The organism is Epilithonimonas bovis DSM 19482 (genome assembly GCF_900108115.1).
Taxonomy (GTDB): domain Bacteria; phylum Bacteroidota; class Bacteroidia; order Flavobacteriales; family Weeksellaceae; genus Epilithonimonas; species Epilithonimonas bovis.
Genome location: NZ_FTPU01000009.1, coordinates 19,424 through 40,650 on the forward strand (window position 1 = coordinate 19,424; position 21,227 = coordinate 40,650).

The following is a 21,227-nucleotide window of genomic DNA, read 5'->3' on the forward strand; positions in this document are numbered from 1 at the left end:
ATGTAATTCGGGTGCAAAAGTACAATATTATTTTTAATAAACAATCAATCTGCTTTATTAATTACTGATCCAGATTCTTATGTTTTAACCAGTATGATGTCGCCTCATAAGCTGCGATGGTTTTATCGATTAGTTTTCTGTTCTGATTTTTAGTAAGAATTTCTTTATAATTGATATTGTACTGATCCGGCCAATTACTTTTTTCCATTTGCAAAGTGTATTGCTCAATCTTCTTCCCTGCTGATATGATAGTGAGTTGCTGATCTCTGATGTAGCCTAAATTCTCGTAAGTGGCGATATAAGCACGCGGAACGTAACTGTCAGAAAAAACATCCTGACCCAGGAACTTGGATTCGTAACTGAAATTAAGCAGCCCAAAAACAGTTGGCATGAGATCAATCTGCGACATAAGCCCGTCAAACTTCTGGGGTTTCACAAAACCTTCCGAAAATACAATAGCCGGGATGCGGTATTTATCTATCGGAAGCTCCGTAGATCCCGCACTGGATGCACAATGATCCGCTACAATCACAAAAACGGTATTTTTGTACCAGGATTGTTTTTTGGCCATTGCAAAAAAGCAGCGCAATGCGTAATCAGTGTATTTCACACCACCGTCACGCGATTTTATATCTCCCGGAATATCAATTTTACCATCCGGGTAAGTAAAGGGACGGTGGTTGCTGACAGTCATCCAATGGTTAAAAAACGGTTTCCCCGATTTTGCCTCCGCATTCATTACTTTGATAGCTTTTTTGGCCATATCTTCGTCGCAAACACCCCATACATTGGCAAAGCTAACCTCCTGAGGCAAAAAGCTGTCACGGTCCACAATTTGGTAACCGTTATTACCAAAAAAGGACTTCATATTATCAAAATAGCTGTAGCCACCGTACAAAAACTCAACATTGTATCCTTTTGATCTAAAAACCGAACCGGTTGTGAATTTGTTCCTGTTGTCTTCTCTCTTTATAACGCTCTCTCCGGCAGTTGGCGGGATGCAAAGCGTAAGCGCTTCCAGGCCGCGGACTGTACGGTTTCCGGTGGCATAAAAATTTGTGAACATAAGGCTTTTATCAGCAAGACTATCCAGAAAAGGTGTTATATTTTGTTGATTACCGTAATGCTTCAGATATTCAGCAGACAGGCTCTCAACAGAAATCAGCACCACATTTTTCTTTTGTTCGCTACCGCTTGCATTTATTTTTCTTCGTAAAACAGGCGGTTTAAAATCCTCCAGAAAAAGCTTTTCTGATTTTTGGATACCTAAAGTAGGATAAAACTTAAAAAAATCAAGTTCGTTGTGCGAAAATGCATAAGCGAAACGTTCTATACCATTGCTCTGTAACTCATAGGTGAAATTATTTTTGGACTGAAAATTCGCCAATTTTGGTAGAAAAAAGAGCCCCAAACTACAAATGATCACAAACGAAATGAGTAAACCTAACTTCTGTGAAATATTGGGCAGGATTTCCAATTCTTCCTTTGTCCGGCGAAATATCAGATAAGATACAATGAGACTTATTAAAATCATGACAGAAAATAGTGGGATTACCGGATAAGACTCCATGATATTCCCAATTACTTCGTTCGTATAAATCAGATAATCTACCGCTATAAAGTTGTAACGCACGCCAAACTCATTCCAGAAAAAATATTCGCTGACAAGATTTAAGATAATCAAAAGTACATACAGAAAAATGATGATGAAATAATTAATGTTCCTTATCAGCCTTCTTTGCTTAGGCAAAAACAGCATTAGAGCAAAACAAATAATCTTTATCCCAACGAAAATCATCGCAAGCTCCGCCACTACACCACCATATTGTCTAAAAATATTATTGGGATAAAAAGCAATATAAAGTTCTGCCAGGACCATCAATCCAAGAATAACCCAGCCCCACGGTCTGTGAAATTTGCTATTGGATAGGAAAAGAAAATAAAGTGCGAGAAAAGATGACGCCAAAGCAAAAACCAGAGAATCATTGATAAAGCCAATCCCGAAAATCCTGATTATATCAATAAAATCAAAATGTCCGGTAGTGATGGGATGAAATAAAAGTATCAATCTTAATAAAGACGATAACAACACATAAAATCCTCCCAGATATAGAAATGGTTTTATTTTGCCAAAGATCATAAATTATATTTTGCGCAAATATAACGATTTGATGGTTTAATATTTTGTACTGAAATATTTTAACGCGACATTATAGCTTCTTTAATTTTACTTAAATCATTGGGTAAGAGAGTTGCCAGTTTGTCTTTTCTACCAAAAGCCGCAAGTTTTTCCGGGATTTCTATTGTTTCTTTAAGGACATTCTCTACGACTTCTACAAACTTAGCAGGATGAGCCGTTTCCAACAAAACACCGATAAGTTCTTCATTATTTTTTTCTAAATATTTTTGAAATCCAAGATAAGCAACCGCCCCGTGCGGATCCAAAGTGTAACCAAAATCATTCCTCACCTTACGCATTGCAATTTTCGTTTCTTCATCGGAAAAAGAATACGAATCAATCTCTCTTTTGAATTCCGAAACATCATTATCAAACAAACTTTTCATCCGCTCAAAATTACTCGGATTACCAACATCCATTGCATTACTGATGGTTTGTACAGAAGATTTCGCCGTATAAATTCCGGTTTCTAAATAGTTTGGAACAATGTCATTCGCATTGGTTGATGCTACAAAATGATGGATAGGCAATCCCATTTTTTTTGCAAAAAGTCCGGCAGTTAAGTTCCCAAAGTTCCCGCTTGGCACAGAGAATACAATTGGTTTCCCAAGCTTCTGTAATTGTGCAAAAGCCCAGAAATAATAAAAAGATTGAGGAATCAATCTGGCAATATTAATGCTGTTGGCTGATGTCAAAGTGAATTTCTGATTCAGTTCTTCGTCAGACAAAATCTGCTTGGCCAAAGCCTGGCAATCGTCAAAAGTCCCGTCAATTTCCAAAGCTTTGATATTTCCTCCCCAGGTTGTCAATTGCTTTTCCTGCAACGGGCTTACTTTTCCTTTTGGATAAAGGATATAAACCTCAATTCCGGGCACATTGTAAAATCCCGACGCTACAGCACTTCCTGTATCTCCGGAAGTGGCTGCAATCACTTTCATCGGTTTTCCTTCTGAGAAATAAGACATCATTCTTGCCATAAACCTTGCGCCAACATCTTTGAAAGCCATCGTAGGGCCGTGAAATAATTCTAAAGAGTAAATATTTTCCGAAATCTTCACCGCAGGAATCTCGAAGTTCAAAACTTCATCAATGATTTCTTTTAAGTTTTCATCGGGAATGGATTCTCCTAGAAATTCTCTTGCCACCCGGAAACCAATTTCCTGCAAGGTAAGATTGGGCAATTTTTCAAAAAACGCCGAATCCAATTGCGGAATATATTCTGGCATAAACAATCCGCCATCATCGGCCAAACCTTTTAGGATGGCGGTTTTTATATTGGTTTCTTCCTGTTGTCTTGTTGATATGTATTTCATCTGTTGATAGTTGTTGGTTGTCGGTTGACAGTCTTTTCTCTTTGTTCTTTATTCTTTTATCTTAATAACTCTTGCGCCTTCATCATTGATTTTTGTGACAAACGCCTCGCTTTCTATATTTTTTTGATTGAGTAATTCTTTGATTTTATATGAAATATCTTCCGCAGTTTCCTTCTTTTCACACAATGCAAAAACCGACGGGCCAGATCCGGAAATCCCAAAACCAATAGCACCATTGTCCAAAGCGAGTTGTTTCATCTCATAAAAATAAGGAATCAGCATGGCACGGACGGGTTCTATAATCACATCTTCCATACTACGGCTAACCAAACTCAAATCATTAGTACAAAATCCGGCCACCAAACCGGCGACATTTCCCCACTGCTGAACGGCAGATTTGAGACTAACCCGTTCTTTGATGATTTTCCTGGCTTCGCCTGTTGGGACATCTACGTGCGGATGAACAGAAACAACAGACAAACCTTTTGGATAAGGCAGTTTGAGCGCATCTAAAGGTTCGTAACTTCTCACCAAAACCAAACCACCTAAAAGTGCCGGTGCCACATTGTCGGCGTGCGCATTGCCACAGGCCATCCGTTCACCTTCCATCGCAAGAGGCAGTAGTTCCTGTTTTGAATAAGGCTTCCCCATCAGCTCATTGATAGCAACCAAAGCAGCAACACTGCTTGCTGCGCTGGAGCCCATTCCGCTGTTGAGTGGCATTTTTTTATAAAGCTCGATATCAATTCCTTGGTTGGAGTTGATTTTTTCCAGAAACAATCGGATAACGTGCGAAACCACATTTTTATCCGGGTCTTTTGGAAGTTTTCCGCCATCGCCTTCTATTTTTGTGATAGTGATTTTATCAGAATCGTTTTTTTTCAAAATGATCTCGTCGCCTGGCTCTTCTATCGCAAAACCGAGAATATCGTAGCCACAAACAACGTTGGCGACGGTTGCGGGAGCAAAAACTTTTATTTGATTCATTCTTATAATTAATTATTGATTTAATGATAATTGATTAAATAAATATTTATGATTTCTTTAATTTTGGCTAAAGCCAAGTTATGTTTACTTTTTGAGAACGGGCTAAAGTCCGCCCCTATTGATATTTCAAAATTATTTATCATTAATCAACTATCATTTATGGTTTTATTGCGCTGTAACTCTTACCAGATCTGCGAAGACGCCTGCGGCCGTTACTTCTGCGCCGGCTCCCGGGCCTTTTACAACCAACGGTGTATTTCTGTATCTGGAAGTCGTGAACGAAATGATATTATCGCTTCCCGACAATCCGAAAAACGGATGATTTGCATCTACAATCTGTACTTCGATATTGATTTTCCCATCTTCTAAAACGCCAATCAATCTGAGTTTCCTGCCAGAACTTTCAGCTTCGTTTTTGAAAGATGAAAAGTAGGGCTCATGCTTTTCCAGTTCTTCATAAAATGCAGAAATCGATTCTGCTTTCAGGCAAGCTTCCGGAAGAAAATCTTTGATACTGACATCGGACATCTCCAAAGGCAAACCTATCTCGCGGCCAAGAATCAACATTTTTCTGGAAAAATCCATCCCGTTGAGATCGTCTCTGGGATCCGGTTCTGTATAACCTAATTCCTGCGCTGTTCTTACCACTTCAGCAAAGGTTTTGTCCCCGACATAATTATTGAAAATGTAAGAAATTGTCCCTGACAGAATCGCTTCGATTTTTAGAATCTCATCGCCGGAAATCCAAAGGTCATTCAGGGTTTTGATAATAGGCAATCCAGCTCCGACATTGGTCTCATATAAAAAGCTCACATTGTTCTTTTTTACCAGCCTCTTGAACTGGCTGTACTGTTCGTAAGACGAAGAATTGCCTTTCTTATTGCACGTCACAACCGAAATATTATTGTTGAACAAAGTCGGATATTCTTTGACCACTTCTTCGCTGGAAGTGTTATCCACAAAGACCAAATTAGGTAAATTTTTATCAGAAATAGAACCTATAAATTCTCCTAAATCCGCTTTTTGCAATTCAGAACCGAAACTGCTATCTAAATCAAAGTTGGATTCCGAATGATTGAAAATTTTCATTTGGCGGCTGTTGGTAATTCCCACCACATTGATTTTGATCTGATGATTGTCTTTCAGGTTTTTCTGTTCTCTTTCCAGTTGATGGAATAATTCTTTACCGATATTCCCCGTTCCTGCAAACATCACATTAAAGGTTTTAACCGGTGAAAGCAGAAGCGAATCGTGGACCACGTTCAGGGCTTTTGAAAGTTCGTTTCTTTCTATCACTGCAGAAATGTTGAGTTCAGAAGAACCCTGTGAAATAGCGATAATATTGATTCCGTTTTTCCCCAGCGCACTAAAAAATTTACCACTGACCCCTCTCGTTTTTTTCATATTCTCGCCAACGACAGAAATAATACTCAACTCATTGTCAAACTGCGGTTCATCTATTTTATCCGCATTGATCTCAAAATCGAACTCCTCGTGGATCGCTTTGCTAGCCTTTTTCTCATCCTCAAAATTGACCACAAAAGAAATACTGTGCTCCGAACTGGCCTGCGTAATCAGGATCACATTAACCTCATACCGCGCCAAAGCATTGAATAACCGTCCACTGAAACCCTTCATCCCAATCATTCCGTTGCCAGTAATATTGATGAGGCACGTTTTCTCAATGGACACAATGCCTTTGATTAAACCTCCGGAGGCTTCGGATTTTTGATGGATCAATGTTCCTGCGCGGTCCGGTTTAAAGGTATTTTTGATATAAATCGGGATCTGGCTCTCGATGGCAGGAATCATCGTTGGCGGATAAATGACTTTTGCCCCAAAATAGGACATTTCCATCGCTTCCTGATAGCTGAGTTCCGGCTGAGAAAATGCATTTTTTACCAACCTTGGGTCAGCCGTCATAAAACCGTCAACATCTGTCCAAATCTGGATTTCGTCCGCCTGTAAACCTGAACCCAGAATCGCAGCTGTATAATCTGATCCGCCTCTTCCCAAAGTGGTGGTATCATCATTTTTATCTTTTGCGATAAAACCAGTTACCACATAAATCTGATTTTCTAGTTTCCAGTTTTTGAGGTTTTCATTGGTTTTTTTAGAATCGACATTCGCATTTCCGAAGTGAGAATCCGTTGCAATCAATTCTCTTGAATCTTGAAAAACTGCAGGAAAATTTTCTGATTGAAGAAACGCAGAAACAATCTTGCTCGACATCTGTTCTCCGTAAGAAAGCAATCTGTCTTTGATCCGGTCTGATAATTCGCCCAGATTTTTAACACTGAATAAGATATCTTCAATCTCATTGAAACTCACTTTCACCATCATCAATAATGGATTTTGTGCGGTTCTGGGCAATAGTTCCGAAATAATCTGATAATGTTTCTCTTCTGCAGATTTTAGGATTGCGGAAAAATCATTTTGATTAAGAGCTTCTTCCGACGCTTTTACAAGCGTATTGGTAATGCCGGACAAAGCAGAGCATACAACAATCAAAGGCTCATTGGTTTTGAATTCTCTCTCAACGATTGATTTAACATTTCTCAATCCTTCTAAACTTCCGACCGAAGTCCCGCCAAATTTTAAAATTTTCATTATTTATTGTTTTTTAACAGGTCGCTCCTAAGGAGCTTCGTTTTTTATTTCTTTCTTTCTATTAACATTTTGCTCTTATAGAGCATTTTTAATTCATTAAAAACAAAAAAGCCTTTCTGAATTCAGAAAGGCTTTTTGTTAATTATCTATTTTCACAATATTACAAACACACCTTTCTGCAGCAACTAATTGTAGTTATTGTATGAATGGTTGTTGTAATAGTAAGAGTGACTGTCATTTTTTAAAATCTTTAACGAAAGTATAAAAACATTTTGCATCTGCCAAGCTTTACTATCATTATTTGAAATTAATTTAAAAATTCAATCAATTTAGACTGTTAATTTTTCAGACATAAAAAAAACAATTAAAATTTTATCACTGAAAATCAATAAGTTAAAAATATATTACAAAAATATTTACTACTTTGTATTGCATAATACCATTTTGTTTATATATCTTTGCAATGTAAAGTTAAGGAAAGATGTTTTTTTGAAGTCTTAAGACTATAGCAGGAAACTGGAAAATCTTATAGTAAAAACCAAACATCATTAATTCAACTTAAAATTTTAAAACCAAACAATTAATATGAATACCGAGAACACAAAGGCGCAAATGCGCAAAGGGATCCTGGAATTCTGTATTTTGAGTCTGATTCAGCAACGCGAAATGTATGTTTCTGACCTGATTGAGTCACTCAAAAAAGGAAAACTGGATGTTGTAGAAGGTACACTCTACCCTCTGCTGACAAGACTGAAAAACGGCGAATTCCTCGCGTACAGATGGGAAGAATCCACCAGCGGGCCGCCCCGAAAATACTATCAGATCACCGAAAAAGGAAGCCTATTTTTGGCAGAATTACAAAATACCTGGCAGGAACTGACAGATTCTGTAAACCAAATTACATCAAACTCTCACTCTCAAAATTAATACTATGAACAAGACATTATCTATAGCACTCGCAGGGTTCTCTTTTATGATAGACGAACACGCTTACATTAAGCTTAGCGATTATCTGAATGCCTTGAGAAATTCTCTGGACGCATCAGAAGCAGATGAAGTAATGCACGATATTGAAATCCGGATGGTCGAGATTTTCAAAGAAACATTGGCAAAAAGAGAAGTCATTAATGACTCTGATGTAGAAAAAGTGATTGCGCAAATCGGAACGCCAGAACAGATTGATGAGCAGGAAGAGGCTTATTTCTCCGAAGGAAAACCAAAAGCTGCAAAATCTTCCGGCAGTAATTCTTACAGCAGTAATTCTCAGAAACAACTCTTCCGTGATCCGGAAAAACAGAAGATCGCCGGAGTTTGCGCAGGTTTAGCCGCTTATTTTGGGATGGACATTACGTGGATGAGACTAATCTGGGTAGGTGCGTTTTTATTCCTATGGATAGCACCAGGATCATCATTTTTAGTCGTGATTTTGTATTTCATTCTTTGGGCCGTATTGCCAAAAGCAGAATCGGCTTCTGATTTTTTGAAGATGAAAGGGAAACCGCTCAACTTTGATAATTTAAAAGAAGAATCCAGCAAAATAGTACAGTTTGCCAACGAGACAACCACCAGAGCAGGGGAAATCTACAACGAGAACAAACCAAAAATTGGCTCTGCGGGCGATACTTTTCTTAAAATTATCAAATACTGCCTGGCTATTTTTCTGGCTTTGCTGGCTGCCTGCTGCTTCATAGGATTGTTTGCCATGATGTTTGCCTACGGGTCTGACAAATTTGGGATGGATAACAACCTTGGATTTTATCTTGAGGAAAACAACTTGGGTTACCTTCTGCTGGCTATTGCAGCTCTGCCAACTATTATTATTGGTGTAGGATCTTTGCTTTTATCTATCAAATTATTCTCACCAAAAACCAAATTCAATTATGTTGGGCCGGTCTTGGGAACTTTGGGGATTATCTGGATTGTATTGATTGGTATCCTTGCGGCAAGCGCGTCCAAGTTTAATTTCAGATATAGTGGGGAAAATCAGGATTATGAGAATGTCTCTATATCAGCTCCTAATGATACCATCTATCTGGACAGCAAAAAAGTGGCGATCCCGGAGAATTTTAAAACTTATTTTAATAACATCTATTCCGACAAATCTGTAATCTACAAAAGAGACTACCCAAGTGTAGAGATTACAAGAAGAGACGATATCAAAACACCTTACCTTATCATCAAAAAAGAAGCAGAAGGTTATAACCAACCGCTAAAGATGAAAGTGCCTGTGGAGATTGTTGGCAACCGGATCCTTCTCCCTAATTATTTTCAGTATCCCTACGAGTACAGATTCCGTGATTACAGGCTGGATTACGAGCTGGTAGTACCGTCTAAAACCAAAGTGATCAATGAGAAAGAATATGAGCTAAGCACCCGTGGCGATGATGACGATGATGACAACGATGCTGACCATTATAACAGGAATGGGATTACAGTAGAGAAAAATAAAATCAATATTAACGGGACAACTATCGAGTACAATTCTGACGAAAGCGACAGCGTAAAAATCAATGGGAAAAATTATTCAAAAGATTCAGCAGACGCCGTGTTGGAAAGAATGAAAATAGATCAGCAGGTTAAAAAAAGCCTGAAAGATCTGGACATCAATATCAAAGATGGCAAGAAAGAAATCAGTATCAAAACTAAATAAATTGAGAGTGGATTAGTTGAAAAGCGGGCAAAAAACCTTCGGTTTTCCGCTTTTCTCCTAGTTCCAAAATTTATCAATATCACAAAATATTCATTATGAAAATCTATACTTTCTTATTTTTGATACTCTTCACCACTTTATCAAAAGCCCAAACGCACCGTTTTGTTTACGAATACAGATATAAGCCGGATTCTACAGCTGATAATTTTAAAAATGTAAATATGGCTTTGGACTCCTATGCAATAATTTACTAAAATTTTAAGTAGAAGAATATCAATTTCATCAAAATTTATTAGTAAATTTGTTACTAAATAAACTTCTAATCACAAAAACCATAAAAAATGATACAACTCGTATTAGAAATCGCAATTAAGCTGGTGGATTTTATCAGCAATCTGTTCTGATGGTTAACAATATTCTTATTTCTGAGAAATAAACATATTTTGTAGATTTGTAAAGTATAACCTTGGTGGTTGTACTTTATTTTTTTGTGATGACCGCTAATCAGAATTCTCTGACGCGGCAATTCATCAAAAAATAAACAACTCTCAAACCTATCTATGAAAAAACTTCTTGCGAAAGCAATTCTTAAAATAGTCGGCTGGAAAATAGTACTCCAGGGCAATGTTAATAATCTGGACAGATGCATCCTGGTGGTAGCACCACACACCCACAACAGCGAGTATCTCTTGGGAAACCTGGCTTATTGGGCGCTTGGGAAAAAACTTAAAATCATTATCAAGGACGCGCATACAAAAAACCCGTTCTACGGTTGGCTGGTAAAAGCGATTGGCGGGATTGGCATCGATCGTTCTCAGAAAAATGATCTGGTTAATTTTGTAGCCAACGAATTTAAAAAAGATGATTTCAGCCTTGTGATAACGCCCGAAGGCACAAGAAGCTGGGTTCCGAAATGGAGAAAAGGCTTTTACAATATGGCTATTGCAGCAAAAGTACCTATTGTGCTTGCAGGCGGTGATTATAAAAGGAAAACCATCAATCTTGGATATGCGATCCCCTATGAAAAGCTTGCATCACAGACTTTTGAACAGACCATGCAGGAGATTCAGGATTTCTATATCAAATATGATATTGTCCCAAAAATCCCAGAAAACTGGAATCCCCAGATCTATTAATACGCGGTTGCAAATAAACATTGTCTGAACATAAACTAAAAGCAGAAAAATGGACGAAGCTAAAAAAAAAGATATACTTAGCAGGCTAAACCAAGCGGGTAAAAACACGCTCAACGAGACACTTGATATTGTATATACCGATGTTTCTGATGATTTCCTAAGTGCTACAATGCCGGTTACATCCCGGGTTCATCAGCCTTACGGCATCCTTCACGGCGGTGCAAGCTGCGTGTTGGCCGAGACATTGGGATCCTGCCTGTCTTTGATACATGTGGATCCGGCAAAATATGTTCCCGTAGGCACCAATATCAACAGTAATCATCTCCGAGCCAAACGGGATGGTGTGATTACGGGCACGGCCACATTTATCAGAAAAGGTAATACCATGCATGTTTCTCAAATCGAAATCCGGGATGAGAAAGGGCATCTCATTAATCATACTACAATGACTAATAATATTATCCCTGTGGGTAAAGTCTAAATCTGTCATGCTACTATTCAGACTACCAGATTCCCAGACTTTTTATACACTGGAATCGTCACAGGACATCCCCGTTTCCTTCGTCAGTTTTGACACCAAAACCGTTTTGGATTTCAAAGGCACAATAAAACCAGTGTCACGCCAAGATATTTCCGGTCAAAGCCTCGCACCTAAAAGTAAAAGCCAACTCATAGAAATCGCTAAGGAAACCGAAGATTCCTATGCTTTGAAAATTGCCCAGGCTAAGGATTTTATTGAAAAAAATGAGCTTAGAAAACTGGTGCTTTCCCGAAGGAAGCTACTGATGTACCTGGATGCAGATCCTCAGAAAAAACTCTCACTAACCAAAAGTTTCCTGAAATTTTGCGACAGTTATCCCACAGCCTTTTGTTATCTATTCGAAAAAAACGGCGAAATATGGATGGGCGGATTTTCTGAAGTTTTGGGGAAATTTGATAAAAAAAATCATGTATTCGAGACTATGAGCGTTGCCGGGACGCTGCCACTGGACGAAAACTGGACAGATAAGGAAGTTGAGGAACAAAAAGCCGTAACGGATTACATACATTCTGTCATTAGAAAATTTTCTTCCAATGTAAAAATCTCTTCCACAAAAGATTTGATTTCCGGCAATATAAAGCATCTAAAGACCGACTTCTTGGCAGAGATAAGCCCGGAAAGCCTTGATAAAATCATTGCTGAGCTGCATCCTACCCCAGCCGTCTGTGGCTTTCCCAAAGAGCTCTGTGCCCAGGGTATCAAAAGTATAGAGCATTTTAACCGCGAGTTTTACGCCGGATATATCCGTATAGAAACCGAAGACCAAATCTACTATTTTGTAAACCTGAGATGTGCCAGTTTTTTTAAAAATTATGCATTCCTGTTTGTTGGTGGTGGCATCACATTGAAAAGCGACCCGAAAAAAGAATGGGAAGAAACAGAACTGAAATCACTGGCCATACAGCAACATCTTGTCTTTGAATAATTGACTGAAAAAAAAAATTAAAAAAGATGAATAAGCAACTTATATTCATCTTTTAATTTTCTGATAATGCCTTATTTTATAATCCTACCAACAACCTAAAGACACTGTCTACTGTCACTGTGAGTTGATCAGACGCTATTTTTTCACCCTGGACTTCCAGAATCAGGTACTTTTGATCCGTTTTTAATATATCAGCTAACTCGATGGTAGTATCCGGGGTAAAATTTAGAATATCGGTACTGGTGTTATTACTAGCAGTTGCAACAAGCAGATCGCTTTGTCCTTCTACCCTTAGATAGAGCCTGGCATTGTTGATCACGTCAAGTTTTATTCCGGCCACAGAAGACTTATACTGGATTTTAAACTGCGTTAATTTTGCAGATTTTAGATTTGCTGCAGACATAGCAGGATACTGTGACTTTATAGCTGCGTTAATATCTGCATTAAAAGGAATTGGCTGAGTTTTGACATAATTTACCGTATCTGTAACAGACAGAGGAATTTGTGTGTCAAAAGTTACAGGTACAGAAAAAGGAACAGGAACGGTAATATCATCTACCAGATCATCTGCTTTGCTGCAACTTTGTAAAGCAAAAGCTAAAGTCAAAATAACAGCACAATGTAGGATTATGTTTTTCATACTATCTAATGTGTAACATTTTGGACATCAGTTTCCGAATGTTTATACTTAAAAATCAATGCAAATAAGATCGTAACCACTAATGCATACCCTGCAAATATATACCATGATGTTCTCCATCCTTCCAGTTGTAAAACAGGGTCGGTTTGAGAGTAAACAAAATGATTGACCACCTCTCCTGCTCCCAACATCCCAATAGTTGCCCCAAATCCGTTAGTCATCATCATAAAAACACCCTGTGCACTGGATCGGATATCTTTGGAAGTTTCTTTATCAACAAATAACGATCCTGAAACATTGAAAAAATCAAAGGCTATACCATAAACGATCATTGAGAGCACAAACATCCAAACGCCTGAACCGGGATTACCAAGGCCAAAAAGGCCGAATCTGAGAACCCAGCCGAACATAGCCATGAGCATCACTTTTTTTATTCCAAATTTTTTAAGGAAAAACGGAATTAATAAAATACATAATGTCTCTGAAACCTGAGATAATGAAATCAACGCGTTAGCATGATTAGATCCCCACGTATCCTGAAAGCCAGGGACGTTCTTAAAACCGGTAATAAATGGATTCGCATACCCATTAGTAATCTGTAACGATACACCTAACAGCATCGAAAAAATAAAAAATGTTGCCATCCTTCTGTCTTTAAAAAGGCTAAACGCTTTTAAGCCAAATGCATCAGCAATATTTTTCTTTTCGCTGCCTTTGCTAACCGGACAGTTTGGCAGTGTGAACGAGTATAGAAACAGGCATATCCCTAATATCCCGGATACAAAAAACTGTGAATAATTTTGCTGGTAGCCTGAGAAATCTACAAATAACATGGCACAGATAAAACCAACAGTCCCCAATGTACGGATGGGTGGGAATGCCTTGATTGTGTCCATATTATTATTAACTAAAACAGAGTATGCTACCGAATTGGATAAAGCAATAGTAGGCATATAAAAGGTAACACTGATTGAATAAAGTAAAAATATAATAGAAAACTGAACAGAATCACCTGCAACCATCCCATAATATCCTGCTGCAATAATAAAAATGGCCGAGATGGCGTGGCTTATTCCCAATAACTTTTGCGCAGGAATCCACCGATCTGCGATAACGCCCAAAATAGCCGGCATAAAAATAGAAACGATCCCCTGCATCGCATAGAAAAGTCCAATTTTAGATCCCATTCCCACATCTCCAAGATAATTTCCCATAGATGTTAAATAAGCTCCCCAAATTGCAAACTGTAGGAAACTGAGTATCGATAATCTTGATTTTAGATTCATATGTCAAAAATGAAATTGTACAGTATTTTTATTCTATTTTTTTGTTTCTGCGTTTGATTTCTTCCTGGATCCTGAGCGCGGTATCAAAATCTTCATCACGCACAGCATCGTTCAGCATCTGATTAAGTTCCTCCACTGTTGCACCAGAAAGATCATTGTAGTCAGACACTTCGGGCTCATCAGTATCTACCTGTATTTTTGGGGATTCCTCCAGCTCCAACAGAATACCTGCTTCATTAAGTACTTCCGAAGTAGTGAAAATTGGCGCATCAAAACGAACTGCCATAGCGACAGCGTCTGATGTCCTGGCATCTAAAATAAGTTCGTCTTCGTTAACCGGATTTTTAAAATTGATGTTAGAGAAAAAAACGCCGTCCTTAATCTGATAAATGATAACAGACTCCAGCTTGTAGCCGGTATTTTTAACAAACTGTGCAAATAGGTCGTGCGTCAACGGGCGTGGCGGATGGATGTCTTTTTCTAATCCTAAAGAAATGGATTGGGCTTCAAAATTTCCTATAACAACCGGCAGTTTTACCGATGTCTCCTCATGTTCTAATAACAGCGCATAGGCCCCGGACTGGGTTTGGCTGTATGAGATTCCTCTAATGATTAATCTTTTATAATCCATTTAGCAAATATAAAATATTTTGTCAATTTTAATTGAGAAATTGTTGATTTTTACGTGGTTTCTATTGTATTGATATAGAATGTAAGATACAAAAAGTAGTATGTATCAAATGATGAGCGATAACTTAATCTAATGCTTTGTTTTGGAACGCAGAATTGCAGCAGCCCGACTTGAACGGAGCTCTTTTTCTTTTTTGAATAAAAAAGAAAAAAGCGGGAGTGGAAGGCGGATACAGCTGCCCAAATAAAACAAAAAACCTGAGCCGCTGACTCAGGTTTTGATTGTGTTATAAGGAATTTTACGCTCCTTTCAAAGCTTTGATTTTCTCCGTCAAAGCAGGAATGATCTGGAAAGCATCACCCACAACGCCATAATCCGCAGATTTGAAGAATGGTGCTTCGGGATCATTGTTAATGACAACAATCGTTTTAGAACTGTTAACACCTGCCAAATGCTGGATTGCCCCGGAAATCCCTACTGCGATGTACAAGTTTGGAGAAATAGCCTTACCGGTTTGGCCAACGTGCTCTGTATGAGGCCTCCAACCAATGTCGGAAACAGGCTTGGAACAAGCCGTTGCTGCGCCCAAAACATTAGCAAGGTCTTCGATCATTCCCCAATTTTCAGGACCTTTAAGACCTCTTCCTGCAGAGACTACAATCTCAGCTTCTTTAAGATCAAGTTTTCCTGAAGATTGCTCGTGGCTGATAACCTTAGTATCGTCATTAGCAACGCTCAGGTCTTTCACTTCTTCTGATCCCTGCACAGGATTTTCTTTTACACCAAAAGCGTTTTGAGAAACGGTTACAATCACACCTGCGGCGTCCGCCTTGGCATGCATAAAACCCTTGCCAGAAAAAGCTCTTCTTTTTACCTGAAAAGGTGATGTACTCTCCGGCAAATCGATCGCATTGGTGATTAAAGAAAAATTCTTCTGGATTGCTAACATCGGCGCTACCGAAGAGGCATCTGTGGTATGAGGAAAGACAATAATATTACCGTCTACAACCTGGTTCACGGCTTCTGCATAAGCTTTTGCACTGAAGTTTTTTAGCCCTGCATCTTTTACATTGATAACTTTATCAGCACCATATTTATAAAGAAGGTCTGACGAATCTGTAGGATTGATAGATATTGCTGTAACAGAGTCTCCGGTTTTTGCGGCGATAGCTTTTGCATAAGATACGGCTTCAAATGCTGCTTTTTTGTAAACTCCGTTTATATTTTCTGCGTATACGAATACTGCCATAATTTTAAGTTTAAGATTTTTAAGTTCAAAAATTCAAGTTGATAAACATTGAACTTCAAACATTTAATTTTGAATGATTAAATAACTTTTGCTTCTTCATGAAGTAATCTTACCAACTCGTCGAGATTGTCTGCGGAAACCAATTTTACGGCTGCTCTTGGTGCAACACTGTCAAAAGAAACAGCTTCTACCTTAACTTCGGAATTGGAAGGTTCCACAACCTGAAGCGGTTTTGTTCTGGCAGACATAATACCTCTCATATTGGGGATAATCAAATCTTTCTCATCAACAAGGCCTTTTTGGCCTGCTACCACAGCCGGCAATTTTACAGAGATCGTTTCTTTACCACCTTCTATCTCTCTAATAGCAGTTGCTTCTGAACCATTCACGTCCAAGCCTACAGCCGCATTAACGAAAGGATAATTAAGGAGTTGTGCTACCATCCCCGGAACAGCGCCACCATTATAATCGATGGATTCTTTACCTGTAAGTACAAGGTCATAACCACCTTCCTGTGCAATTTTTGCAATCTCTTTGGCTACAGAAAAACTGTCTTTGGCCTCTGTATTCACGCGGATGGCATCATTAGCTCCAATTGCCAGTGCTTTTCTGATAACCGCCTCTGTCCCGGCATCGCCAACGTTTACAACCGTTACTGTTGCACCTTGAGATTCCTGTAATTTGATCGCTTTGGTAAGCGCAAACTCATCTAAAGGATTGATAACCCATTGGATTCCGTTTTTGTCAAAAGCAGATTTGTCTGCTGTAAAATTAATCTTGCTTGTAGTGTCTGGTACACTGCTGATACAAACTAATATTTTCATCTGTTAATTAATATTTTTAATTGATCATCCACCAGATTCATTTTAAAATAATGATTGTTCATATTTCAAAATTGCAGCTAATGGTGATTTCTGTGTTACTAACTTTGGCTAATTTATATAAAAAATACTATGCATGCATAATTTTTTGTTATTTACTAAATAACATTCGTAAACACTTTATCAATCGGATATTTAGAATATTTATAAATAATTTTCAAAAAATAGTTGCCACAAAATCGTGTTAAAAGCTTAATATTTTTTGGTGCTTGCAGCTTGAATAATTATCCGTTGATCTATTTTTTGACCTGACTTGCCCGCAACTCAATTTTGCTTGGCAGTACGCGGGGATTCATTTTTAGCATATCGAGAATCAGATTTCCAACATCTTCCGGCTGAATTTTCCAATCGTCTTTTTCTGAAGGTACATTTCCATTAAAATAGGTGGCCACAGAACCAGGCATAATGGTGGAAACTTTGATATGATATTGTCTGAGATCTATCATTGCAGCCTGCGTAAATCCAACAACACCAAACTTGGACGCATTGTAACCGGCACCATTTTCGAAGAAATTAGTGCCCGCAAGGCTGGCAATGGTAATGTAATAGCCCTGCGATTTTTTAAGTTCTTCAACAGCAGCCTTTAAGGTATAAAAACAACCTGTGAGATTGGTTTCCTGCATGGCATTCCAATCTTCTATACTCAGTTTATCCACCGGCTTGAAGATTCCCAGTCCGGCATTGGCTATCACCACATCCAGGCGGCCAAAATGATGAACAATCTTCTTAACTGCAGATTCTTCATCCTGATAGTTCCTGACATCAGAACTTATTCCTAAAACCTGATCAGACTTTTTTTTCAGTTCTGAGACTGCTTGATCAACGTCTTCCTGTTTTCTTCCGCTGATGGCCACTTTGTAACCGTCACGAAGCAATACTTCTGCAATTCCGAAACCTATTCCCTTGGTTCCGCCTGTGATATAAACAACTTTTGACATAATAATTTTTGATTTTAAATTAAAAAACCCTTTCGGAGTACAACACTCAGAAAGGGCTAAATTAGATTTTTTATTAATTTCCCTGAGCGTAAAACTCAAAAAAGTAAGGGATACTTTCTATTCCTTTATAATAATTATACAATCCGTAATGCTCATTGGGCGAATGGATGGCATCGGTATCCAAACCAAATCCCATCAATACAGATTTAGCGCCAAGAACTTTCTCAAATAAAGATGTGATTGGGATGCTTCCGCCACTTCTGTAAGGCAGAACTTCTTTACCAAATGCTTTTTCCATAGCCTTTTTAGCAGCCAAAAATTCTTTGGTATTACTTTCTAAAACGTAAGGCATTCCTCCGTGATGCGGCGTTACTTTTACTTTGACGCTCTTCGGAGCAATCTTTTCAAAACATTTTGTGAACTTTTCTGTAATCTCTTCCGGCGTCTGATTAGGAACTAACCTCATCGATATCTTGGCAAAAGCTTTGGAAGGAATGACTGTTTTTGCACCCTCGCCTGTATAGCCGCCCCAGATACCATTAGCATCCAAAGTTGGACGGATAGATGCTCTCTCAAGCGTAGTGTAACCTTCTTCTCCCTGAATATCATTGAGCCCGATTGATTTTTTATAAGCCTCGGGGTCATCTTTCAGCTTATTCATCTCTTTTCTGTCTTCATCGGAAACCACCACAACATTATCATAAAATCCATCAATGGTAATATGGCCTTTCTCATCAATTAGTTCACCAATCATTTTTGACAAGACATTAATAGGATTAGGCACTGCACCACCATATAGCCCGGAATGAAGATCTCTGTTGGGCCCTTCTACCTCAACTTCTACATAACTCAAACCACGGAGACCAGTAGTAACTGTTGGCTGCTCATTAGAATAAATATGTGTATCCGAAATCAGAATTACATCACAACTCAATTTTTCCTTGTTCTCTTCAAGAAAATCTGCCAAACTTGCAGAACCAACTTCTTCCTCACCTTCTATGATAAATTTTACATTACAAGGCAGAGAATTGGTTTTCATCATGGCTTCAAAAGCTTTAACATGCATAAAAAACTGGCCTTTGTCATCTGCGGAACCTCTTGCGAAAATAGCCCCATCAGGATGAAGGTCTGTTTTCTTCACCACAGGTTCAAAGGGATCGCTGGTCCAAAGCTCCAAAGGATCGGCCGGCTGCACGTCATAATGACCATATACCAAAACGGTTGGTAAATTTTCCCCAATCAATTTTTCTCCAAAAACGATGGGGTTACCTTTGGTCTCGCATATTTCCACGTTATCTGCACCGGCAGCTTTTAGATGTTTGGCAACTGCATCGGCGCAGTCAAGCACCTCCTGCTTGTAAGCCGGATCTGCACTGATGGATGCAATTCTTAGAATATCAAATAATTCATCAAGAAAACGCTGTTTGTTCTCCTGAATGTAACTTTGTGTAGTGCTCATATTATAATTGATAATGATAATTGATTTAAACTTTTCACCGATTACATCCTAAAAAAAGGATTGTGGTAAAAATAAAAAATGTCCTGCAAATGCAAGACATCTTTTATTATAATATTATTATAAAATTCTCTATTAGTGCTCCGTTTTTGGTACTTCTGCAGCCGCGGAAGGTTTCACTTCATTAGTGACTGTTTTCGCAGAATCTGACACCACAGGCTGTACTGCCTTAGCAGAATCCGCAGTCGGTTTGTATGTCCCATGAGGTGCACCTGGATCATTATATGCCACAACATCTTCTGTCTGCTTCAAGACTCTTTTATTACCTCCCTGAGGAAGGTTGCAAGAAACCAACAAAACAACTGAAGCCAATAATATAACGGTCTTTTTCATTTTAATTTTTTTGATGTGTCAAAAGTAATAAACTTTGCATTTTCTGCAAAATTATTTTTGACAAATATCTTTTTAAAGACGCATGGAATTAGAATTTTTCGCAAATCATCGTATAATAAAACTGTGTACTGTTGCTGTTTCTTGCTAAAAAGGTAACTCTGTACAGATTATTATCCCCGGGATAAGTGATATATAGCTCATCCAGCGTATTATTAGCATAAGTACTGTCCAGCGTTTGCCAGCCATTAGTATCTACTGTGCTGCCACTGCCGATGGTAACCGACTGCCCCGATGCCATGGTATTAGGCGAAGAAAAACTACTGTTGGACGAGTTAACTTTGTGTAATATGGTATAATAGACTGTTGTAGAATTACCAGATATTAACTTTATCTGAGGATGGGTGCCGGTATCATACCTAAAGCTGAACCTTCCGCAATCCATAGAATTATTAATATCGGGAGAATTGGATACATAGGTTAACTTTTTATTTTCCAATATCAATTCCTGAACCTTATATTTCAGATCATTTTTATCCCATTTGTCAAGATTACCATTGCTGTCTGCCACAATTACATTGCCGTAGCTGTTGTCAGCCGTCTTGTCTGTAAGCGTGCGAACACGCAGGTCCCCATTATGATCCAGCATTCTGGTAGGTGATGCTGTATTAATACCCACCTGAGCACTGCAAAACCACGATATGAAAACCGATATAAATAAAATATTTTTCATCATTATAAACTTTGCATGTAAAACCTTTCACAAATTACGCCGTAAGCAAAGGTGCTGGTGTTATTATTATTAGTTCTGGATACCGTAACCTTGTAGAGATTATTCTGTTTTGGAGGGATAATCGTATAAACTCTTACTGTATTACCTTCAGAGGTAACAGCAGTAGATATTGCAACATCATCCAAAACCTGGTAAGTAGAATAATTACTCGTAGTAAAGGTGACAAACCTGTTCTTATAATTATAGGAAGACCCTGACCATCGCTTTATACCATAACCCAGGTCAAAGGTTGTAATATTATTGTTGGTAAGGAAAATTGTTGTGGAATTAAGCTTAAACTCTGGTGTCCCGTTATTGTTTAACCGGAAAGTCATATCTCCACAATTACATTCATTGGCTGTAACAGGTGTGGTGGCCAGATAGATGGAGCGTTTTACTTCTACATTATTGGTTTCATCCTGTGGGATAGAGGAAACTGTCACATAATCTACATTACCTGTATTCTTATCGGCCGCAATAATTCTGTTATAATTGGTATTACCTGTGACAACATTGGCAGATCTAATTCTCAAATCTCCATTTACATCCAGTTTTCTGGTAGGTGTATCTGTCCCGATGCCAACATTTTGAGCAGAAAACAATCCTGTGTATAATATACTGATTAATAATAACTTTTTCATAA

20 protein-coding genes are annotated in these 21,227 nt (G+C 38.4%); 6 read left to right on the plus strand and 14 right to left on the minus strand.

All coding sequences use genetic code 11. The annotated features are described in order from the left end of the window. Nucleotides 1-61: 61 nt before the first annotated feature. The 4 genes from B0B05_RS05300 to thrA all read right to left on the minus strand — a co-directional run bounded on the left by B0B05_RS05300 (nucleotide 62) and on the right by thrA (nucleotide 7,089). The gene (locus tag B0B05_RS05300) at nucleotides 62-2,140 is read right to left on the minus strand and encodes an LTA synthase family protein (protein WP_076782443.1); all 2,079 of its coding nucleotides are present in this window, start codon (nucleotides 2,138-2,140) and stop codon (nucleotides 62-64) included. 59 nt (nucleotides 2,141-2,199) lie between these two features. Beyond that, a complete protein-coding gene (thrC, locus tag B0B05_RS05305) occupies nucleotides 2,200-3,492 on the minus strand; it encodes a threonine synthase (RefSeq protein WP_076782444.1) in 1,293 nt (430 codons plus the stop codon). A 48-nt stretch (nucleotides 3,493-3,540) separates the two neighbouring features. After that, the gene (locus tag B0B05_RS05310) at nucleotides 3,541-4,479 is read right to left on the minus strand and encodes a homoserine kinase (RefSeq protein ID WP_076782445.1); all 939 of its coding nucleotides are present in this window, start codon (nucleotides 4,477-4,479) and stop codon (nucleotides 3,541-3,543) included. A 165-nt stretch (nucleotides 4,480-4,644) separates the two neighbouring features. After that, nucleotides 4,645-7,089: a bifunctional aspartate kinase/homoserine dehydrogenase I gene (thrA, locus tag B0B05_RS05315; protein WP_076782446.1), complete on the minus strand. Its 2,445-nt coding sequence runs from the start codon at nucleotides 7,087-7,089 to the stop codon at nucleotides 4,645-4,647. Nucleotides 7,090-7,674: 585 nt separating this feature from the next. Between thrA and B0B05_RS05320 the strand changes: the two genes are divergently transcribed. The 6 genes from B0B05_RS05320 to B0B05_RS05340 all read left to right on the plus strand — a co-directional run bounded on the left by B0B05_RS05320 (nucleotide 7,675) and on the right by B0B05_RS05340 (nucleotide 12,341). Further along, nucleotides 7,675-8,016 (plus strand): PadR family transcriptional regulator, encoded by a 342-nt coding sequence (locus B0B05_RS05320; protein WP_076782447.1) that lies wholly within the window; start codon nucleotides 7,675-7,677, stop codon nucleotides 8,014-8,016. Between the two features lie 4 nt (nucleotides 8,017-8,020). Further along, a complete protein-coding gene (locus B0B05_RS05325) occupies nucleotides 8,021-9,739 on the plus strand; it encodes a PspC domain-containing protein (protein WP_076782448.1) in 1,719 nt (572 codons plus the stop codon). Between the two features lie 95 nt (nucleotides 9,740-9,834). Continuing rightward, nucleotides 9,835-9,993: a hypothetical protein gene (locus tag B0B05_RS16555; protein WP_159435840.1), complete on the plus strand. Its 159-nt coding sequence runs from the start codon at nucleotides 9,835-9,837 to the stop codon at nucleotides 9,991-9,993. A gap of 306 nt (nucleotides 9,994-10,299) precedes the next feature. Then, nucleotides 10,300-10,875 (plus strand): 1-acyl-sn-glycerol-3-phosphate acyltransferase, encoded by a 576-nt coding sequence (locus B0B05_RS05330; protein ID WP_076782449.1) that lies wholly within the window; start codon nucleotides 10,300-10,302, stop codon nucleotides 10,873-10,875. Between the two features lie 49 nt (nucleotides 10,876-10,924). Beyond that, nucleotides 10,925-11,356 carry a PaaI family thioesterase gene (locus B0B05_RS05335; protein WP_076782450.1) on the plus strand — a complete coding sequence of 144 codons (432 nt, stop codon included), beginning with the start codon at nucleotides 10,925-10,927 and terminating at the stop codon, nucleotides 11,354-11,356. A gap of 7 nt (nucleotides 11,357-11,363) precedes the next feature. Further along, a complete protein-coding gene (locus B0B05_RS05340) occupies nucleotides 11,364-12,341 on the plus strand; it encodes a chorismate-binding protein (protein WP_076782451.1) in 978 nt (325 codons plus the stop codon). A 76-nt stretch (nucleotides 12,342-12,417) separates the two neighbouring features. Here the strand turns inward: B0B05_RS05340 and B0B05_RS05345 are convergent, their stop codons facing one another. From B0B05_RS05345 to B0B05_RS05390, 10 genes are all read right to left on the minus strand, one after another. Then, nucleotides 12,418-12,981 carry a hypothetical protein gene (locus tag B0B05_RS05345; RefSeq protein ID WP_076782452.1) on the minus strand — a complete coding sequence of 188 codons (564 nt, stop codon included), beginning with the start codon at nucleotides 12,979-12,981 and terminating at the stop codon, nucleotides 12,418-12,420. A 5-nt stretch (nucleotides 12,982-12,986) separates the two neighbouring features. Then, on the minus strand, nucleotides 12,987-14,267 hold the full coding sequence (locus B0B05_RS05350) for an MFS transporter (RefSeq protein WP_076782453.1): 1,281 nt from the start codon (nucleotides 14,265-14,267) through the stop codon (nucleotides 12,987-12,989). Between the two features lie 28 nt (nucleotides 14,268-14,295). Continuing rightward, entirely contained in the window at nucleotides 14,296-14,898 is a 603-nt protein-coding gene (locus B0B05_RS05355) for a bifunctional nuclease family protein (RefSeq protein ID WP_076782454.1), read from the minus strand. Between the two features lie 298 nt (nucleotides 14,899-15,196). Then, the gene (locus B0B05_RS05360) at nucleotides 15,197-16,147 is read right to left on the minus strand and encodes an electron transfer flavoprotein subunit alpha/FixB family protein (RefSeq protein WP_076782455.1); all 951 of its coding nucleotides are present in this window, start codon (nucleotides 16,145-16,147) and stop codon (nucleotides 15,197-15,199) included. 77 nt (nucleotides 16,148-16,224) lie between these two features. After that, entirely contained in the window at nucleotides 16,225-16,971 is a 747-nt protein-coding gene (locus B0B05_RS05365; protein ID WP_076782456.1) for an electron transfer flavoprotein subunit beta/FixA family protein, read from the minus strand. Nucleotides 16,972-17,264: 293 nt separating this feature from the next. Next, a complete protein-coding gene (locus B0B05_RS05370; protein WP_076782457.1) occupies nucleotides 17,265-17,966 on the minus strand; it encodes an SDR family oxidoreductase in 702 nt (233 codons plus the stop codon). A 73-nt stretch (nucleotides 17,967-18,039) separates the two neighbouring features. Further along, the gene (locus B0B05_RS05375) at nucleotides 18,040-19,425 is read right to left on the minus strand and encodes a dipeptidase (RefSeq protein ID WP_076782458.1); all 1,386 of its coding nucleotides are present in this window, start codon (nucleotides 19,423-19,425) and stop codon (nucleotides 18,040-18,042) included. A 132-nt stretch (nucleotides 19,426-19,557) separates the two neighbouring features. Continuing rightward, the gene (locus B0B05_RS05380) at nucleotides 19,558-19,815 is read right to left on the minus strand and encodes a hypothetical protein (protein WP_076782459.1); all 258 of its coding nucleotides are present in this window, start codon (nucleotides 19,813-19,815) and stop codon (nucleotides 19,558-19,560) included. Between the two features lie 88 nt (nucleotides 19,816-19,903). Next, nucleotides 19,904-20,548 carry a hypothetical protein gene (locus B0B05_RS05385; RefSeq protein WP_076782460.1) on the minus strand — a complete coding sequence of 215 codons (645 nt, stop codon included), beginning with the start codon at nucleotides 20,546-20,548 and terminating at the stop codon, nucleotides 19,904-19,906. Further along, nucleotides 20,548-21,225 carry a hypothetical protein gene (locus B0B05_RS05390; protein ID WP_076782461.1) on the minus strand — a complete coding sequence of 226 codons (678 nt, stop codon included), beginning with the start codon at nucleotides 21,223-21,225 and terminating at the stop codon, nucleotides 20,548-20,550. Before B0B05_RS05390 ends, B0B05_RS05385 begins: the two co-directional genes overlap by 1 nt. Between the last annotated feature and the right edge of the window lie 2 nt (nucleotides 21,226-21,227).

Excerpts from the sequence above, each read along its gene's own strand:
- B0B05_RS05350 (WP_076782453.1), bottom strand. The coding sequence starts at position 14,267 with ATGAATCTAAAATCAAGATTATCGATACTCAGTTTCCTACAGTTTGCA.
- B0B05_RS05300 (WP_076782443.1), bottom strand. The coding sequence starts at position 2,140 with ATGATCTTTGGCAAAATAAAACCATTTCTATATCTGGGAGGATTTTAT.
- B0B05_RS05385 (WP_076782460.1), bottom strand. The coding sequence starts at position 20,548 with ATGATGAAAAATATTTTATTTATATCGGTTTTCATATCGTGGTTTTGC.
- B0B05_RS16555 (WP_159435840.1), top strand. The coding sequence starts at position 9,835 with ATGAAAATCTATACTTTCTTATTTTTGATACTCTTCACCACTTTATCA.
- B0B05_RS05325 (WP_076782448.1), top strand. The coding sequence starts at position 8,021 with ATGAACAAGACATTATCTATAGCACTCGCAGGGTTCTCTTTTATGATA.
- B0B05_RS05360 (WP_076782455.1), bottom strand. The coding sequence starts at position 16,147 with ATGGCAGTATTCGTATACGCAGAAAATATAAACGGAGTTTACAAAAAA.
- thrC (WP_076782444.1), bottom strand. The coding sequence starts at position 3,492 with ATGAAATACATATCAACAAGACAACAGGAAGAAACCAATATAAAAACC.
- thrA (WP_076782446.1), bottom strand. The coding sequence starts at position 7,089 with ATGAAAATTTTAAAATTTGGCGGGACTTCGGTCGGAAGTTTAGAAGGA.
- B0B05_RS05365 (WP_076782456.1), bottom strand. The coding sequence starts at position 16,971 with ATGAAAATATTAGTTTGTATCAGCAGTGTACCAGACACTACAAGCAAG.
- B0B05_RS05320 (WP_076782447.1), top strand. The coding sequence starts at position 7,675 with ATGAATACCGAGAACACAAAGGCGCAAATGCGCAAAGGGATCCTGGAA.
- B0B05_RS05370 (WP_076782457.1), bottom strand. The coding sequence starts at position 17,966 with ATGTCAAAAGTTGTTTATATCACAGGCGGAACCAAGGGAATAGGTTTC.
- B0B05_RS05375 (WP_076782458.1), bottom strand. The coding sequence starts at position 19,425 with ATGAGCACTACACAAAGTTACATTCAGGAGAACAAACAGCGTTTTCTT.
- B0B05_RS05310 (WP_076782445.1), bottom strand. The coding sequence starts at position 4,479 with ATGAATCAAATAAAAGTTTTTGCTCCCGCAACCGTCGCCAACGTTGTT.
- B0B05_RS05390 (WP_076782461.1), bottom strand. The coding sequence starts at position 21,225 with ATGAAAAAGTTATTATTAATCAGTATATTATACACAGGATTGTTTTCT.
- B0B05_RS05380 (WP_076782459.1), bottom strand. The coding sequence starts at position 19,815 with ATGAAAAAGACCGTTATATTATTGGCTTCAGTTGTTTTGTTGGTTTCT.
- B0B05_RS05340 (WP_076782451.1), top strand. The coding sequence starts at position 11,364 with ATGCTACTATTCAGACTACCAGATTCCCAGACTTTTTATACACTGGAA.
- B0B05_RS05345 (WP_076782452.1), bottom strand. The coding sequence starts at position 12,981 with ATGAAAAACATAATCCTACATTGTGCTGTTATTTTGACTTTAGCTTTT.
- B0B05_RS05355 (WP_076782454.1), bottom strand. The coding sequence starts at position 14,898 with ATGGATTATAAAAGATTAATCATTAGAGGAATCTCATACAGCCAAACC.
- B0B05_RS05335 (WP_076782450.1), top strand. The coding sequence starts at position 10,925 with ATGGACGAAGCTAAAAAAAAAGATATACTTAGCAGGCTAAACCAAGCG.
- B0B05_RS05330 (WP_076782449.1), top strand. The coding sequence starts at position 10,300 with ATGAAAAAACTTCTTGCGAAAGCAATTCTTAAAATAGTCGGCTGGAAA.